The sequence below is a fragment of the Streptomyces sp. NBC_00459 genome, from assembly GCF_036013955.1.
GTDB lineage: Bacteria > Actinomycetota > Actinomycetes > Streptomycetales > Streptomycetaceae > Streptomyces.
The window spans coordinates 294,309-309,219 of sequence record NZ_CP107903.1; the positions used below are offsets into that span (position 1 = coordinate 294,309).

At 65.5% G+C, this 14,911-nt stretch carries 13 protein-coding genes and 3 pseudogenes; 9 read left to right on the forward strand and 7 right to left on the reverse strand.

The genetic code is table 11. From position 1 onward, the window contains the following. The first annotated feature begins 142 nt into the window (after positions 1-142). From OHN74_RS01030 to OHN74_RS01040, 3 genes are all read left to right on the forward strand, one after another. Positions 143-2,395 (forward strand): glycoside hydrolase domain-containing protein, encoded by a 2,253-nt coding sequence (locus OHN74_RS01030; protein WP_327692578.1) that lies wholly within the window; start codon positions 143-145, stop codon positions 2,393-2,395. A gap of 47 nt (positions 2,396-2,442) precedes the next feature. Further along, on the forward strand, positions 2,443-3,213 hold the full coding sequence (locus OHN74_RS01035; protein ID WP_327692579.1) for a hypothetical protein: 771 nt from the start codon (positions 2,443-2,445) through the stop codon (positions 3,211-3,213). A gap of 373 nt (positions 3,214-3,586) precedes the next feature. Next, positions 3,587-3,790, forward strand: a complete 204-nt coding sequence (locus tag OHN74_RS01040) for a hypothetical protein (protein WP_327692580.1) — start codon at positions 3,587-3,589, stop codon at positions 3,788-3,790. A 131-nt stretch (positions 3,791-3,921) separates the two neighbouring features. Here OHN74_RS01040 and OHN74_RS01045 read toward each other — a convergent pair. Further along, positions 3,922-4,685 (reverse strand): annotated as a pseudogene (locus OHN74_RS01045) (transposase). A 73-nt stretch (positions 4,686-4,758) separates the two neighbouring features. Between OHN74_RS01045 and OHN74_RS01050 the strand changes: the two are divergent. The 4 genes and pseudogenes from OHN74_RS01050 to OHN74_RS01065 all read left to right on the forward strand — a co-directional run. Continuing rightward, positions 4,759-4,950 (forward strand): annotated as a pseudogene (locus OHN74_RS01050) (IS630 family transposase); the annotation flags it as partial. Positions 4,951-5,028: 78 nt separating this feature from the next. Then, the gene (locus tag OHN74_RS01055; protein ID WP_327692583.1) at positions 5,029-5,880 is read left to right on the forward strand and encodes a maleylpyruvate isomerase family mycothiol-dependent enzyme; all 852 of its coding nucleotides are present in this window, start codon (positions 5,029-5,031) and stop codon (positions 5,878-5,880) included. A 351-nt stretch (positions 5,881-6,231) separates the two neighbouring features. Then, positions 6,232-6,864: a hypothetical protein gene (locus tag OHN74_RS01060; RefSeq protein WP_327699939.1), complete on the forward strand. Its 633-nt coding sequence runs from the start codon at positions 6,232-6,234 to the stop codon at positions 6,862-6,864. 136 nt (positions 6,865-7,000) lie between these two features. Next, a complete protein-coding gene (locus OHN74_RS01065; RefSeq protein ID WP_327692584.1) occupies positions 7,001-7,585 on the forward strand; it encodes a hypothetical protein in 585 nt (194 codons plus the stop codon). Between the two features lie 44 nt (positions 7,586-7,629). Here OHN74_RS01065 and OHN74_RS01070 read toward each other — a convergent pair whose 3' ends face one another. Next, complete coding sequence (locus OHN74_RS01070; RefSeq protein ID WP_327692585.1) at positions 7,630-7,857, reverse strand: hypothetical protein; 228 nt, start codon at positions 7,855-7,857, stop codon at positions 7,630-7,632. 176 nt (positions 7,858-8,033) lie between these two features. Between OHN74_RS01070 and OHN74_RS01080 the strand changes: the two genes are divergently transcribed. After that, positions 8,034-9,286, forward strand: a protein-coding gene (locus OHN74_RS01080; RefSeq protein ID WP_443060327.1) for an IS3 family transposase whose coding sequence is annotated in 2 segments (ribosomal slippage) — positions 8,034-8,316 and positions 8,316-9,286 — 1,254 coding nt in all. Because the reading frame shifts where the segments join, the coding sequence is not laid out codon by codon here. A gap of 5 nt (positions 9,287-9,291) precedes the next feature. Here OHN74_RS01080 and OHN74_RS01085 read toward each other — a convergent pair. After that, positions 9,292-9,690 (reverse strand): hypothetical protein, encoded by a 399-nt coding sequence (locus tag OHN74_RS01085; protein WP_327692587.1) that lies wholly within the window; start codon positions 9,688-9,690, stop codon positions 9,292-9,294. Between the two features lie 1,090 nt (positions 9,691-10,780). Between OHN74_RS01085 and OHN74_RS01090 the strand changes: the two genes are divergently transcribed. After that, on the forward strand, positions 10,781-11,275 hold the full coding sequence (locus OHN74_RS01090; protein WP_327692588.1) for a hypothetical protein: 495 nt from the start codon (positions 10,781-10,783) through the stop codon (positions 11,273-11,275). 9 nt (positions 11,276-11,284) lie between these two features. On the opposite strand, the gene OHN74_RS42800 is transcribed toward OHN74_RS01090, so the two are convergent. The 4 genes and pseudogenes from OHN74_RS42800 to OHN74_RS01115 all read right to left on the reverse strand — a co-directional run bounded on the left by OHN74_RS42800 (position 11,285) and on the right by OHN74_RS01115 (position 14,904). Next, a protein-coding gene (locus OHN74_RS42800; RefSeq protein WP_443060328.1) for an IS630 family transposase occupies positions 11,285-12,342 on the reverse strand; the annotation gives its coding sequence in 2 pieces (ribosomal slippage) (positions 11,285-11,886 and positions 11,886-12,342; 1,059 coding nt in all). A 52-nt stretch (positions 12,343-12,394) separates the two neighbouring features. After that, positions 12,395-13,330: a site-specific integrase gene (locus OHN74_RS01105; protein ID WP_327692590.1), complete on the reverse strand. Its 936-nt coding sequence runs from the start codon at positions 13,328-13,330 to the stop codon at positions 12,395-12,397. A gap of 800 nt (positions 13,331-14,130) precedes the next feature. After that, positions 14,131-14,286, reverse strand: a pseudogene (locus tag OHN74_RS01110) (IS5/IS1182 family transposase); the annotation flags it as partial. A 90-nt stretch (positions 14,287-14,376) separates the two neighbouring features. After that, positions 14,377-14,904 carry a DUF6584 family protein gene (locus OHN74_RS01115; RefSeq protein ID WP_327692591.1) on the reverse strand — a complete coding sequence of 176 codons (528 nt, stop codon included), beginning with the start codon at positions 14,902-14,904 and terminating at the stop codon, positions 14,377-14,379. Positions 14,905-14,911 lie beyond the last annotated feature (7 nt).

Here is a 14,911-nt window from a genome sequence, read left to right on the forward strand (position 1 = left end):
TAGGGCAAATTTCCTGGACCGGCACGCATCAACGCCTGCAGGATCTGCAAGGATCGAATTCAGGAAAAGCTGCGGGGACGGACCGTGCTGGATCTTTCCGGCGGTCCAGGACTCCACGCCGGGACCGGGGGGAAAGCCACCGATGGATGACATGGTGCTGCAGGCGCAGAAATTCATCAACACCACGTACGCGGGAGTCCCCGGTATACCCACGGTCGTCGAGGACGGCACAACCGGCTGGGACGTCATGTACGCGCTGACCCGGGCTCTCCAGTACGAGCTGGGTATCACCGCACTGTCCGATACTTTCGGCCCGACCACACTCGGCAAACTCACAACGCTTTACCCGGTCATCGACGGGACGAACACGAACGCCAACATCAACCGCATCGTCCAGTCCGGCCTCTACTGCAAGGGATACGACGGCAGCGGAATATCCGGATCGTACGACTCGACGACCGGCTCCAGCGTGACCCAGCTCAAGGCCAATATGGGCGTCGCGGCTACCTTTCCCGGGAACGGTGTCACACCCAAGGTCTTCAAAGCGCTGCTGACAATGGATCCCTACGTCCTTATCAGCGGCGGCAGCGACCAGGTGCGCGCGATCCAGCAGTGGATGAACGCGAGTTACATCAACCGCGCAAATTTCTTCATCATCCCCTGCGACGGCTACTTCTCGCGGGACGTCCAGAAGGCGCTGATGTTCGCGATCCAGTTCGCCATCGGCTATGACGACGCCACAGCGAACGGCGTCTTCGGACCGGGGACTCAGGCCGGTTTGAAGGCCAATACCCTGTCGGTCGGTTCGAGTGGCACCTTCGTTCAGCTCTTCACTGCCGCCATGGTCTTCAACAAGCGCTCGGGGGCGGTTTTCTCCAGTTCCTTCGGATCGGATCTGGCGGACGCGGTCTCGAACTTCCAGAGTTTCGTGCGGCTTCCCGTCACCGGTACCGGAAACTTCCAGACCTGGGCCTCCCTGCTGGTCAGCACCGGAGATCCGAGCCGCTCGGGCACTGCCTGCGACTGCGTCACCGAGGTCACCGCCGACCGTGCGGCAGCGCTCAAGGCGTCCGGATATTCGATCATCGGCAGATACCTGACCAACGTCGCGGGCACCACCCTCAACAAGAAGATCCAGGCCGGAGAGTTGGACACCATCGCCGGTGCCGGCCTGCGGGTGTTCCCGATCTACCAGACCTACGGCGGCTCGGTCAGCTACTTCAACCACAGCCAGGGGGTGGCGGACGCGTCGGCCGCCATCGACGCAGCCCAGGGTTACGGCTTCAAGAGGGGAACGCGGATCTACTTCGCGGTGGACTACGACGCACTCGACGCCGATGTCACCAGCAATATCATTCCGCATTTCCAGGGAATCCAGGACCGTTTCGACCAGTATGCGGCCGGCTACAAAATCGGCGTATACGGACCGAGAAACATATGCAGCCGCGTCGCCGCCTCCGGTGCAACCTCCGCGAGCTTCGTCTCGGACATGTCGACCGGATTCAGCGGAAATCTCGGATTCTCGATGCCGGAGGACTGGGCCTTCGATCAGATTTCCACGATATCCATCGGATCGGGAACCGGCGCCATCCAGATCGACAACGACATCTCCTCCGACCGGGACAGTGGGCAGAACACCTTCGATCCCGTCCCCACGCAGAAGCTGGACGTCGCGTTCGACACGGCAAACCGTGACGCACTGCTCGCCGACATTCGGGCGACCATGCAGTCCCTGGGTGTGGACGAGACGACCTGGTACACCAATCATTCGACGGAGGACGCCCTGAACGTCGTTCTCCAGTACGACTCCTACATCACCGGACTCGCCCGCTCGCTGAAAATGCGCAAGTCTCTCATTCAGGTTCCGATCTTCTGGGAATACCGGAAGTACACCTATCTGGACGATGCCGCGAACACCTTTGTCCAGGAGTACTACAGCTACATGGAGCAAATGGAGGCATGGAACAACATGCCCGTCTGGCAGCAGCTCATCACTCCGGTCCCGGAAATGCCGGTCGGTTCCAGGGAGGATGCCAGTGCAGGGCTGGGCCAGATTTTCGCCGCCACCGCCATCAGTGCCCGCAATTACTGCTCCTCGGTGGGAATCACCGACGAGGCGACACTCGATGCGTCGGACTGGCACACAATGGAAACCGTCTGGAACAATCTGTACACGGACAACGAGTACAACATCACCACTGCAGCCCTCGTCCACATATCCGATGCTCATTCCATCGGTCAGCGCGTTCCCGGTCTGGATTATACGGACGCTGAAACACAGGCCGTCCTTGCACGCTACAACGGCACCGGCGACGATGCGACGGAGTACGGGGTGCAAAACCTGAGCGTCTACCAGACGTTCGAAAAGTACAACGCGCCTGCCCGAAACCTGTGACCCATGCCGAGCGAGTGAAAAAGAGTGCGGAAATGACTGGAGATCCGATGTCCGAACAGCAAGGGAACGCGAAGAAGACCGCCCGGCGCCCGACCCGCCGGTCCGTTCTGACGACCGGCACCGGGGTGCTGGCCGGTACGGCCCTGTCCGGCTTGGCGGGGCAGGTCCCGGCGATGGCCGCCGGCAGGGGCAGGACAGTGCAACCCACCCGGCCGCCCGCACCTACCGACGAACACCCGACGCCGAAGAAGACCCCGGCCAGCGCCAACGGCTGGGCGACGGAGGCGAAGGCCAACGACGGCGGCACCATATGGTCCAGAGCCGTCAACGGCAGCGATCTCTCGGTGGAAGTACGGACCGGGGACGTTGCCGCGGTCCTCCTCTACGTGGTGCGCCGTTTTCACTACGAGATCGACACCCTGCGGACCGGCGACGTGGTGGGCTTCAGGAAGCTGGGCAGCACCAGCCTCTCCTCCCCGCAGAGCAACCAAGCCTCGGGGACCGCGATCTCGATCCGGAGCGGCTGGTACCCGGAGGGCATATCCGGAGGCTTCTTCGCGCCGCAGCTGGCCGTCATCCGGGACATCCTCGCCGAGTGCGACGGCACGGTGCGGTGGGGAGGCGACGACAAGCGGCCCTACGAGGCACTGTTCTACATCGACGTCCCGCCCAGCAGCGAGGAACTGAGCACGATCGGCAGTCGCATTCTGGGCTGGAACCAACAGCCCGGCCAGGGGGCAGGTCAGCTCCCGGACCCGTCGCAGCCGACGCGCCGGTCCGCCGCCCTCGCCCTGGAGCGTGTCCAGCACGGTTCGTGACCTGACCTTTCCGCGCACTGACCCGCCAGGACGGACCGGCACCGGTCCCCACCACATCGCGCCGGATTGACGGCCCCGGCATCCCGCCTACCGCTGCCGTCGTCCGCCGCAGGGGTGACCAGCGGCCGTTGTTACTCTCTCCTCTGAAGGACCCCCGCTCCGGGCACGTCCCACACATCGGCAGCCCTCATACGGCGCCCTCGGCCACCCCCCTAGGGACGATGGCGGCGAGCCGCCCCGCCCGGGCCACCAGGACAGGACAGATGTGAATACCAGCGCTGCTGGCGCCGCCCCTCGTACACGGTCCGCGCAGGAAAGCCGCCGCATACGGATCCGGGCCGGTTTCGGTCTCGGTCTACTACCCGTCTCTTTCGTGCTCGCCGCCCTGATCTGGCTCTACTGCGCGGACCAGTACGCCCATTCCGGCGCCGACTGGACCACCCACTGGCCCCTGGGGCTCACGTTCTTCGCCGCTTCCGGACTTCTCGGACTGCTGGCGTTGGCCCTGCCTCGACGATGGCTCGTGTGGCTGCAACTGCTCCTGCTGCTGCCGGCCATGGTGCTGTTCGCCTTCTGACAGAGCTGAGACCTGTCCCGTAGAGATCTACGAGTTATCGGGGCCGTGATCGGCTACCGCCTGCTCTGATCGCCTGTCAGCTGAGTGCGCGAGGGGGCCTTCCCCCGTGAAGGTGGGCACGCGGTTATTGATCACGCGGCGAGCGTGAGTTTAGCGGTGTGGTGTCGGTGTTCGTATTCGTTGGGGCTGAGGTGGCCGTTGGCGGAGTGCCGGCGGCGGGTGTTGTAGCGGGTCAGCCAGGCGAAGACGGTCCTGCGGCAGGTGTCGGCGTCGCCGTAGTCGTGGGCGCCCTGGAGAGGCTCGCGTTTGAGGGAGGCGTGGAAGCTTTCGCAGGCCGCGTTGTCGGCCCTGGTGCCGACCGCGCCCATCGACGGGATCACTCCGAGTTGGTCGCAGAGGCCGGCGAAGGCCCGGGAGCCGTACTGGGCGACGCGGGCCTCGGCGTCGGCGAGCCACTTGTAGTAGCTGGACCGGTTCACGTCCAGGACCTGGCAGAGCCGCTTCACCTCGTAGGTGTCCCGGTGGTCGTCAACGAACTGGAAGCGGCTCATCACCAGTTCGTCTCCCCGGCGAAATACTTGGCCGCCTTGCGGAGGATGTCCCGCTCGGTGGCGAGCTTGCGCTCACTCGCCTCCAGCTCGGCCACCCTCGCCTCCAACTGCCGCACCCGCTCGTCCGGATCAACGGACGCCACCGCCTCCCGGGGCCGGGCGGCCGGCCTCGCAGCCGCAGCGGTGACGCCACGGCGTTCGCGGTCCCGCAGCACCCACTCCCGCAGAGTCGCCCGGTTGACGCCCAGGTCAGCGGCGATGCTCTTGTAGGTCACCCCGGGTGTGGACTCGTACAGGGCCACGGCATCAGCCTTGAACTCGTCCGAATAGTCCTTCATCGCCATCGGCGGTCTTCTCGCTTCCTCCGGATCAAGCAGATCCAGTATCAGCGTGTCCACCACTCAGGTGGAGGCCCCGCCCGCCTATGCACCCGACTTGCACCCTCAGCAGGGCATTTGGTCGCTGGTTGGACGCAACCTCGGCAACCTTGCCGCAGCTGACCTCGCCCAGATCACCGGGGCTGTGAAGCGCAGGCTCAAGCAGATCCAGTCCCGGCCCGATCTGGTCGACGGCTGTCTGGCGGGCACTGGCCTGATGATGGGCGGCTGACCGACCTGCCCCGTCCTGTCCGTGAGGTGAGGGGGTATTCGATGGCAGACCAAGCCTCCCGGCTGACAGGCTTTGCCCATGAGTCTCCAGCCCAACGACGTATCCGACCCTTCCTGGCTGGGCAAGCCGATTGACGCTCGCCCACTGTTCGGGTCAGAGCTGGCGTCGCTCCTCGACGTGCTAGGCGGTCTGCGGCGCAGTGAGTGGAGCAGAGCTGCGGTCCCAGGCTGGACCGTGCAGGATCTTGCCTCCCACATCCTCGGCGACTACCACGGCCGCCTCGGCTGGAGCGCAGAGAGCCACCAGCGCGCCATGGCCTTTGGGGAGACGCTGGAAGCGTTCATCCACCGGGTCAACCAAGAATGGATCGACCTCCACGCCGATCACAGCCCCGCCGAGATCATCGAGGCCCTGGAACTGTCCGGGACCCAGGTCGCCCGTCAATTCGAGGGTGACGACCTCGACGCAACGGGTCTAGGAGTGTCCTGGGCAGGGGCCGACCCGGCACCCAAGTGGCTGGACATCGCCCGGGAGTTCACCGAGTACTGGACCCACCGCCAGCAGATCCGCCACGCCACCGGCCGGGACACCGATCCGGAGCCCAACGCTCTGTCCACGGTCCTGGACACCTTCATGAGGGCCTTGCCTCACACTCTGCGTGACACTCCCGCACCCGCCGGGACACAACTCCAGGTGGTCATCGATGAGCCAGCCGCCGGCACCTGGACCGTGACCGCCACCGCGGACCGCTGGTCACTGGCCGCAGCACCCAGCGGTCGGCCAACCGCATCAGTGGGACTGGACCCAGAGACCGCCTGGCGACTCTGCACCCGCGGCATTGATCCTGGCACTGCCCTCGCCCGGGCCCGCATCAGCGGAGACCGCCAGATCGCCGAAGCCGCCTGCCAGATCGTGTCCATCGTCTACTGATGGACGCTGCGCGTCGAGGTACATCGCCCTGGTGTGACGGCACCTCTCATAGACGGCAGACCGACATCACGCATTCCAGTTCAATAGCCCAGCTGACGGCCCCGCGGGGCCGGATCACAGTCGAGTTGCTCAAAGTAGTGGGCAACGATCTCGGTGCCGGGCAGCATTCGGGCGTGTCGCGCTGCCAACTCCGGCCGGGTTGCCCCTCAACGGGTGTCCGGGCGTCGGGGTACACCCGTATCTGCTCAGGACGGTACAACCGATGGTGTTCAGCTTGGCCGCGACGAGGGCACGGCGAAATCGGGACGCGCTTCGGGCGGGGGATGTGGAACACTTCGCCGGGTGATCGTCATGCAGCCTGTCCTGGAGATCTACGCCCCTGACGGCTTCGACCTCTGGCCCATAGCCGCGATCGAGCCGTTCAGCTTCCTGCCTCTCAGCGGTGATCTCTCACCCGCCGAGGTCGGGACGGCGGTGATGCGCATCGCGGGCTGCAATGACATCGACCCCGACGGCGACCGCCCGCCTCGTCCGGCCGACGCGCTCAGCTCGTTCCTCCACGGACTGCTGACCTTCGAGTGCCTCTTCGCGGCCGGCGGCCTGCGGGTCACCGACAGCTCCACAGGCGTCACCTTCGCACCCGGCTGCTGCGACGGCCTGGACGACTGGCGCGACTGGCACCAGTTCGTCGACGACGGCACCCTGCTCGGCTTCGGTCACGAGCCCGTTTCACCGGTTGCGGAGCGTACGGGCGACACAATCCGGCTCACCGTCAACGCCGAACAGAGCGACAGCCCGCTGATCGAACTGTCCGACACCGAGCTCCGCCAGCTGCTCGCCGGTGCCGAACGCGACCTGGCCGACTTCCTCGAACTGGCAGCAGACTGGGCCTCCGAACACCTGCCGGCCCACTGCGCTCCCGTCACAGCCGCCCTCGCCCGCCTTCTCGATCTTCCCGTGCCGGCCATACCGCAGGCGCCGTAGTACGGCGGCCCAGCCGTTCGCCGATACAACGGCCTCGGGGCTGTCATCGTGTGCGACGCGGTGAGCATGTTCGCGTCTACCCGCCTGGGCACTTCGACGTGTATGCCGACACCGGGGACGGCGGAGAATGCAGCGTATGGATGATGCCTTCACACTCCTTCGGCAGGCCGTCGACCTGCTGCCTGACGACGCAGTGGCAGAGAACGGACAGACGGTCGGGGACGTGCGCGAGGACATCCGGCGCCAAGAGTGGGAGATGGTGCTCGGCGTTCTCATCGAGATCGGGGATGTCCACCCCGTGTCCGTGGACTTCTGGGAACTCCTCGCCGAAGCAGCTCGCCAGATGATGCTCGATCGCAGCCGCCGTTGGTGCGAGTGGCGGGGCTGGGAAGCCCAGCACGGCACCGTCCGGGCGACCCTGAGCCTGGTGGGTTCGGGGGAAGGCCGACGCGAAACTGTCTTTGCCGCAGACGGACAGCTTCGGCCGATGTGGGACATCGGCAACCGCACCGCTGAAGGGGAGCGTGAGCTGAACGTCGCAAGGCTCTGGGTGGAGTATGCGCAGGAGCTCTGCCCGGGACAAACCGCGGACGTTCGGCTGGCTCCCCTGAGCCCCGAGCAGTGGAGGCATCTGACGTGCGGTGATGTGATCACCATGCACGAAGCCCGACCTGTTGTCGGAAGGGCCACCGTGATCGAGGTCTTGCCGCCGCGCGCCTGAGCCCATCTCGTGGCTCCTGGTGCGCGGCAGTAGCACGAGGCTCGTCAGCTGCTACCGGGGCACGGGATGAGTCGGCCTGCGTTGGTGCGGAAGTCGGGCATGCCGAGGTGAACGATGCTGTGCCGGGTGGCGACATCGTGCATCACCTGGAGCTTTTGCTCGGCGGCGAGGCCGGCCTCGATCGCGGCGACCTCGACGAGCCAGCCCTGCTCTCCGGCCGCGTGGAGACGGTGGAGGACCAGGTTGGCGCGGATCTCCTCCAGGCGGGGCATCTGCTCAGAGTCCGGCCGAAGGACGGGGGCAGCGCACGCAGGCTTCTCTGAACTAGCCGTTGCGCGGTGATCGAGTCAGGAGGTTCTTACTCGCAGTTGAGTTCGTGGTAAGCCCGAAAGTCGAAGTGAACCGCTCCGGGTTCGATAGGGACTCGATCATTTGAGAGGATCGAGTCATGGCACGCCCTTCCCCTTACCCCCTTGAGCTGCGCAAACGTGCGGTCCGCATGGTCGCCGAGGTGCGGCCCGAGTACGACACCGAGTGGTCCGCGATGAAGGCGGTCGCCGCCAAGCTGGGGATCGGGACGACCGAGACGCTGCGCAAGTGGGTCCGCCAGGACCAGATCGACAACGGAGCCCGGCCGGGGACCACGACAGAGGAGTCCGCGCAGGTCAAGGCGATGAAGAAGGAAATCGCCGAACTCAGGCGGGCGAACGAGATCTTGAAGGCGGCGGCGAGTTTCTTCGCGGCCGAGCTCGACCGGCCACACACGCGCTCGTAGCGTTCATCGACGAGCACAAGGGCCGCTTCGGCGGTGTCGAGCCGATCTGCCGCGTGCTCACCCAGCACGGCTGCAAGATCGCCCCTTCCACCTACTACGCCTGCAAGAAACGCCAGTTGGCGCCCTCGCCGCGGTCCGTGCGGGACGAGGGGCTCAAGGAACAGATCAAGGAGGTCTACGAGGCCAACTACCGTGTCTACGGTGCGAGGAAGGTCTGGCGCCAGCTGAACCGCCAGGGCCAGAAAGTGGCCCGCTGCACGGTCGAGCGTCTGATGCGCGAGATCGGCATCGCCGGCGCCGTCCGCGGCAAGAAGGTCATCACGACCATGCCGGACCCGGCGGCGGCCAGGGCCCCGGACCTGCTCGACCGCGAGTTCGTCGCACCGGCGCCGAACCGGACCTGGGTCGCCGACTTCACACACGTCGCCGCCTGGGCGGGCGTCGTCTATGTCGCCTTTATCGTGGACACCTTCTCCCGCCGCATCGTCGGCTGGTCCGCATCGCTGTCGAAACAGACCCAACTCGTCCTGGACGCCCTGGACATGGGCCTGTGGCAGCGCGACCGAGACGGTCGTCCACCCATCCCCGGCGAGTTGGTGCACCACTCCGATGCCGGGTCGCAATACACATCATTTCGCCTCGCCGAACACCTGGACTCGGTCCGGATCGCGGCCTCGATCGGGTCGGTTGGCGACGCTTACGACAACGCGCTCATGGAGTCGACGATCGGCCTGTTCAAGACCGAGGTCATAAAGCCGCAGCGGCCGTGGAAGACGCTGTCGCACGTCGAGCTCGCCACTGCCGAGTGGGTCGACTGGTACAACCACCGCCGACTCCACGGTGAGATCGGGCACATCCCACCCGTCGAATACGAAGCCAACTTCTACCGAGCAACCACGAATCTCCAGGTCACAGCCAACATCTGAGATCTCTATCGAACCCGGAACGGTTCAAAGAAGCGCAGGCTGGCGTTCAATGCTCCAGACTTGATCTCCTGCAAGGTCCAGGGGTGGCCGGAATAGTCGTCGGTCGCCACGCCTTTATGCTCAAGCAACAGCTCGACCAGTTGGTGAACCTCTGTGGTGCCGCCGATTCGTCCGGAGATGTCAATCTTCACTGCCCAGGTGGGGCGATGCCCGACGGCCGCTTCCAGGGCCGCCACGTCGTCGGGATCCCAGTCGGAGAAGAGGTAGCCGGTCTGCTCATCGTCAATCTCGATGTAGAGGTTGTCCTCCACAGTCCAGGGATCGCTCTGCTCGGGCAGATGTCGATCGAGCGACGCGACTGTCTCAGCACGCTCACCTGCAGGGAACACGAACACACTGCGCATGGAGTGGATCGTAGGTGTGCAGCTCCTCAGCGACCACGGATATCCACTGGGCATCGATCAGCTTGCTTTCATGAGGTGCTGGTGGAGGCTCTCGGCGGAGCACGGAGGCCGCGGTCGATGGTGCTGTGGCTGATGGGGCGGCGGTCGAGCTAGGCAAGTTCCTCCGGTGAGGCTGGCCTGGAGTCTCTCGACATCGCCCAGCCAGCCTTCGCAGTCGGCTTCGGCAATGCGGGCGAGGAGGTTGTCGCGGATGTCGACGAACCGTGCCCGTTGGGCTGGATCCGGCCGGAGGAGCGAGCATCTGACACAAGCTGCTCTAAAACTACATTCGCTTGGTTGGGGTCTGATCGACACGCGGTGTCAAGTGACGACTGCCACGGAAGCGGGTCGGGGAACGGCATCATCTCCCATCCCAAGGGCCAGTCAGGATCTCGTTGTTCTGCAGCCTCGACCTCAAGGCGCCGGGGAACACGCCATGTCCACCATCGAGCACCTTCCTCGGGGCGGTCAGGCCATGGAATCGTCGCGCGGCGATAGCGAACGTCGATGCAATCGAGTTCCGGTTGCCTGAGCGCGCGAACACGTGAGGGCAGCAGCGGCCAGACTCCCGCGAGCGCGCTCCGGCACGAGAGATCGTGGTCGAGCTCCGGCGCGCACCACGAGTAGCCCTCCTCTACCTCGTGCACCAAGGCGCTCCACTGTGCGAGGAGGGAGTTGAGGGAGTGGGCTTGTGCTCCGCCTCTGGTGCTGGTGACACGGGCGAGGGCTGCCCTGACGGCGTCGTACTCTTCAGCGCTCAGAGCGATTTCGTCCGCGTGACCATCTGCCGGATCCATGCGGCGACTCCTGCTGAACTTGATGGGACGGCGCGGGTGAACTCACCTGTTGTCGGAGCTGATTGTCGCGCTCAGAGCGCGCAAGGCGTCGTCGTATTGGCGGCGGTCGAAATGGAACGGGCCGAACGCCGTATAGTCGCGTGTTGTGCGGTGGGGCTGCTCGATACTGAACTTGAATGGGTGATGTCGGGGAACGGTGAGCGTGGTGGTACCCCGAGCCGTTCCACGTATGGCTGTTGCGTCAAGATGACCGCATGACCGAGAGTCAAGCGGATCTGCTGGCGTTGCTGTGCGGGCTCGATGACCCGGAGTGGCTGGAGTGGCCGCAGCACTACAACCGTGCCGAGACTGCGGCCTTGTTCAGCGGTCTGGTGAGCCGGCTCGAAGGTGACTTCGCAGCTCGGTGCACGGCTGAGCACGACACTCAGGACTCCAGCGAGTACGGACGTGTCGTCGTGCCTGCGGACGCGACCGTATGCGGAACCCGGATCGTGGTCTGTGTGAGCAAGTTCGGCTCATTGGCTCTGGTCTGCGCGGACAACCCGGGAGCCTTCTTCGGGACGGAGGATGCCCAGGCTGAGGGCGCACTGGACGGTGTCGACCTTGCCAAGGTGAATCGCGCGTTGGTCGAGCTCGGCTACGTGGTGGTCGCCGAGGAAGTGTTGGAGCTCGACTACGACGGGCCGAGCCGACTGCCCTCGCACGTTCAGCGGCCCAGCTGGTGGCATCGCTTCTTCGGCATCTTTTGACAATCACGATCACAGGGTCAGGCCGGTGCCGGCGAGGCAGCCGTCGATTACCCCCGGTTGGTACTGCAACATCTTCAGCTTGCGCTTCACAGCGCGGGTGATCTGGCCGAGGTCCGCGGCGGCGAGGTTGCCGATGTCGCGTTTGACCAAGGACCAGATGCCCTCCTGCGCGTTGAGGTCGGGTGCGTAGGTTGGAAGCTGGAACACGGTGAGCCAATCAGCGTTTGCCCCGAAGAACTCCCGCAGGGGCGCGACCAGGTGCATGCGTAGGTTGTCCCACACCAGAACGATCGGCCCGCCGAGCTGTGTACTGGCGCGGATGACCAGGTCACGATAGTCCTTCCAGCCGAAGCCCTTCGGCTCCTCCTTGCGGCCCCGGTACTCGCGGATCGCATAGATCAGACGGGACCGCTCACCAGCCTTGTAGCAGGTCATGCCCGCCATCGACACACGGCCCGATCCCCGTCCGCGCACCCGGATGACCGGAGTGCTGCCCTTGCGACCCCACGTCTTGGCGCGCGGCGGCGTCATCGACTGGCCGGCCTCGTCCTCGAAGACCACCCAGGCTCCGTTCGCCGCCGCGGTGCTCTTACCCGCGGCCACACCTCCCGCTTCCACAGCTCCACCGCGTCGTCGTCACGCTCGATCGCGCGCCGGGCGGGCTGCTGCCACGACCAGCCATGGCGCCGCAGCAAACGCCATGTGCCCTCCACGGTGTACGAGACGTGGAACAGGCGGCCGATCATCGTCTTCACCCGAGCCAGGGTCCATCGCTGGTCGATCCACCCGTGTGCCAGAGGCCCACGCTCCAACTCGCGCTCCAACCTGGCCATTTGTGCGTCAGACAGCCGAGGTCGACCAGGTGACCCCTTGGACGCCACCCCGGCGTGGCCGCCCTCACGCCACTGGCGTCGCCAGCGTTCCACCGACCGCTCCGAGACCCGCAATGCGTCAGCGACCTCCCGGCTCTTCGTCCCACTCTCGAAGCAAGCCACAGCCTGGAGCCGGACCCGCTCCCGTGCGTCCCTCTCGGTGTCAGTCAAGCCGCCACCCTGCGGATATCTCACCTCGCCAGGACTACCGAGGCCACCTGCGCGCTGTCCGGCGAACAGCCCGACATCACCCGATCAAGTTCGGTAGCGTCCCAGGTAACGAGGTCGGCTGTCGCGGTGATGCGGGCAACGGGGTTGTCTCGAATCTCCTCCAACAGGCCGCGCTGGGCCGGGTCCGGCCAGACGAGCGAGCAACGAACACAGGCGTGTTCATGAACACAAGGGCTTGAAAAAACGCGCGAGCGCAGGTGCCGATGGACGCCTTGCGCTTCTCGAAGTGCGCAAGGAAAGCGTCCCATTCCTCCTCGGTGTGCGTCCGATATTCGTCGCTGGGTCGGGTGGTCCGGCGACGGCCGATGAAGGCGCGGTGGGCCTCGATCGTCTCGGCCGGGTAGATCGCCTTGTAACCCATCGTCGTATCAAGACTCTTATGCCCGCAGATCACTTGGGTGATAGGCGGTGGCAGGCCGTTCATGATGGCGTCGGTCACGAAGATCCTTCGGAAGTCGTGCAGGGAGAAGACGAGCGGTTCGCCGGCGGCATCAGTGAGGCCCGTGGCGGCCAGCGCGTTGATCAGAAACTTGCGGAGCGCGGTCGGGGTGAAAGCGCGGTGTTCGGTGCCGATATCGCGCTGGAACACCAGCGGCATCGGCGGGTTCCAGACCCGCTCGTGGACGTCGTAGGAGGTCACCGGCGGGATCACACCGCTGCTTCCTCGCAGGCGGCGGATGATGGTGGAAATGATGTCCGCCAGTTCCGGGCTGACCAGCAGGAGCCGTTCGCTGTCGGTCTTGGACGGGGCGACCTGCAACAGGGGCACGACTTCGCCGGTGGTTGGGAGCCGGGTTTCGGTGATGCTGTGGTGGGTCAGCTCCAGGAGCTCCTCGTTGCGGATGCCAGTCAGGCGCAGGACCTCGATCGCGGCGAAGGCCCAGAAGGCTTCGCTCTCCTCGTAGGTGAGGTTCCGCCGCTGCCCGGTCAAGGTCTCCTCGGCCCAGGTCAAGTGCCCGGCGGCCTTGGGCGCAACGGTTCTGCGCAAGGCTCCGGCGGTGTCGGGGATCAGATCCCCGGGCCTGGGTGTGCTCGGCCGCGGTGCGTCGCCTGCGGTCCACTGTGTCGCCCAGCACCGGCAGGGCGGGAAGCCATTCGCGAGTGCGCTGGTCCATCCGGGCCTTGCGGTGTTTGCGGTCCTTGGCCTTGCTGATCTCCTCATTGCTGATCGGGCGGGGCACCACCCACGGTGCCCCGCGGGCTGGCTCTGCCGCAGCACAATGGGCGACGTCCAGATAGAAGGCGCGGACGCGAATGAGCTCGTCCTTGGCGTTCAGCCTGGGACTGACGACCTCGACGGCGGTGCCGTCTGGACCGATCGTGCTGCGTCTCTTGGTGGCGATGTCTGTCGTCCAGGCTCGGGCCAGTGCCGATGGCAGCCTCAGGGAATCGATGCCCGGTGAAAGTGCTTCGACCCTGGTCCAGAACAGCCCGGCCAGCGTGCGCGACACAGTGTCCAGGCTGGTGTAATCCAACGATGGCTGCCGTTCGTGCAGGTTATCCACGATCAGGTCGCGGACCGGGCGGCACCGGATCGGATAGCGATCCACGAGTTCTTCGATGCTCAGCCGGCCGACGGCGAGCCTGAACGCCCGGATTGTGGCCGGGGCGTACTCAGGGACGAGATCCAGTGCCCGCGGCCGAAGGTAGAAGTCGACTTTGCGCTGACCCCCGCGGACATCGACTCGACGCATGGTGTCGACCCGTTCCACGCAGCCGCCGACGGTGATGTCCGTGACCGACCCGCCCTCGTGGCAGGCTCCACGGCCGACCTCTGCGGACCGTGTCACCTTCTTCGTACCGCAGCTGCGACACCAGCGTGCCGAAACAGCGAGGGCTCAACCCAGTGAACGGGGCTGCCCAACACGGCTGCGACGCTGTGATCACAGCAGAACACCGCGAGATCATTTCGCCTCGCCCAGGTGCCCCGTTCACGGCCGTTCTGGACGGTCCCACCGAATTTCGAGCAGCGCTCCTAACCGACCCTGGTGACCTGGGTCAATCAAAGAGGGCAACAACTCCATTTACCCAGATCGCGACGAACGCAAGAACCCCCACCAGGCAGCCGACACCCGCCAGCACACCGCCGACCGTCCACGGCTCGGAGGGCGCTTCGTACTTTTCCTCCAAGCCGTCCTTGTAGGAGGCGGGGTCGTCCCAGCCGACGGGGTGCCCCAGCTCCTCGGCGCAAGCAGTCCGCACCGCGACCAGCTGCCTCTTCGCGAATGAGGTGGCAGCCATCGCCTCAGGGTCGCGCCAGGCGAGGGCCTTCATGCGCCACCCGGGAGACCCGTACCGCGCCTCGAAGGCGGCGGTCTCGTCGGCGTTGCGGTCCTCTTCGAGGTACATCCAGCGTCCGGCCTCGGCGGAGTCGCCATAGAGCCGGTACACCTCGGCCAGACGCCGACGGAGCGTCAGGTCGTACGGGAAGGAGGAGACGAGACCGCGCAAACGCTGGCGCGCGACCGGAACCCGGCCGGCGGCCAGGTCCACATCGACTCGGGCAAGGGTCTCTCTCAGCGGCATGACCACA

What these genes read in the sequence shown, in the direction of transcription:
- OHN74_RS01030 (WP_327692578.1), top strand. Translation starts at nt 143, where the DNA reads ATGGATGACATGGTGCTGCAGGCGCAGAAATTCATCAACACCACGTAC.
- OHN74_RS01035 (WP_327692579.1), top strand. Translation starts at nt 2,443, where the DNA reads ATGTCCGAACAGCAAGGGAACGCGAAGAAGACCGCCCGGCGCCCGACC.
- OHN74_RS01055 (WP_327692583.1), top strand. Translation starts at nt 5,029, where the DNA reads ATGAGTCTCCAGCCCAACGACGTATCCGACCCTTCCTGGCTGGGCAAG.
- OHN74_RS01060 (WP_327699939.1), top strand. Translation starts at nt 6,232, where the DNA reads ATGCAGCCTGTCCTGGAGATCTACGCCCCTGACGGCTTCGACCTCTGG.
- OHN74_RS01065 (WP_327692584.1), top strand. Translation starts at nt 7,001, where the DNA reads ATGGATGATGCCTTCACACTCCTTCGGCAGGCCGTCGACCTGCTGCCT.
- OHN74_RS01070 (WP_327692585.1), bottom strand. Translation starts at nt 7,857, where the DNA reads ATGCCCCGCCTGGAGGAGATCCGCGCCAACCTGGTCCTCCACCGTCTC.
- OHN74_RS01085 (WP_327692587.1), bottom strand. Translation starts at nt 9,690, where the DNA reads ATGCGCAGTGTGTTCGTGTTCCCTGCAGGTGAGCGTGCTGAGACAGTC.
- OHN74_RS01090 (WP_327692588.1), top strand. Translation starts at nt 10,781, where the DNA reads ATGACCGAGAGTCAAGCGGATCTGCTGGCGTTGCTGTGCGGGCTCGAT.
- OHN74_RS01115 (WP_327692591.1), bottom strand. Translation starts at nt 14,904, where the DNA reads ATGCCGCTGAGAGAGACCCTTGCCCGAGTCGATGTGGACCTGGCCGCC.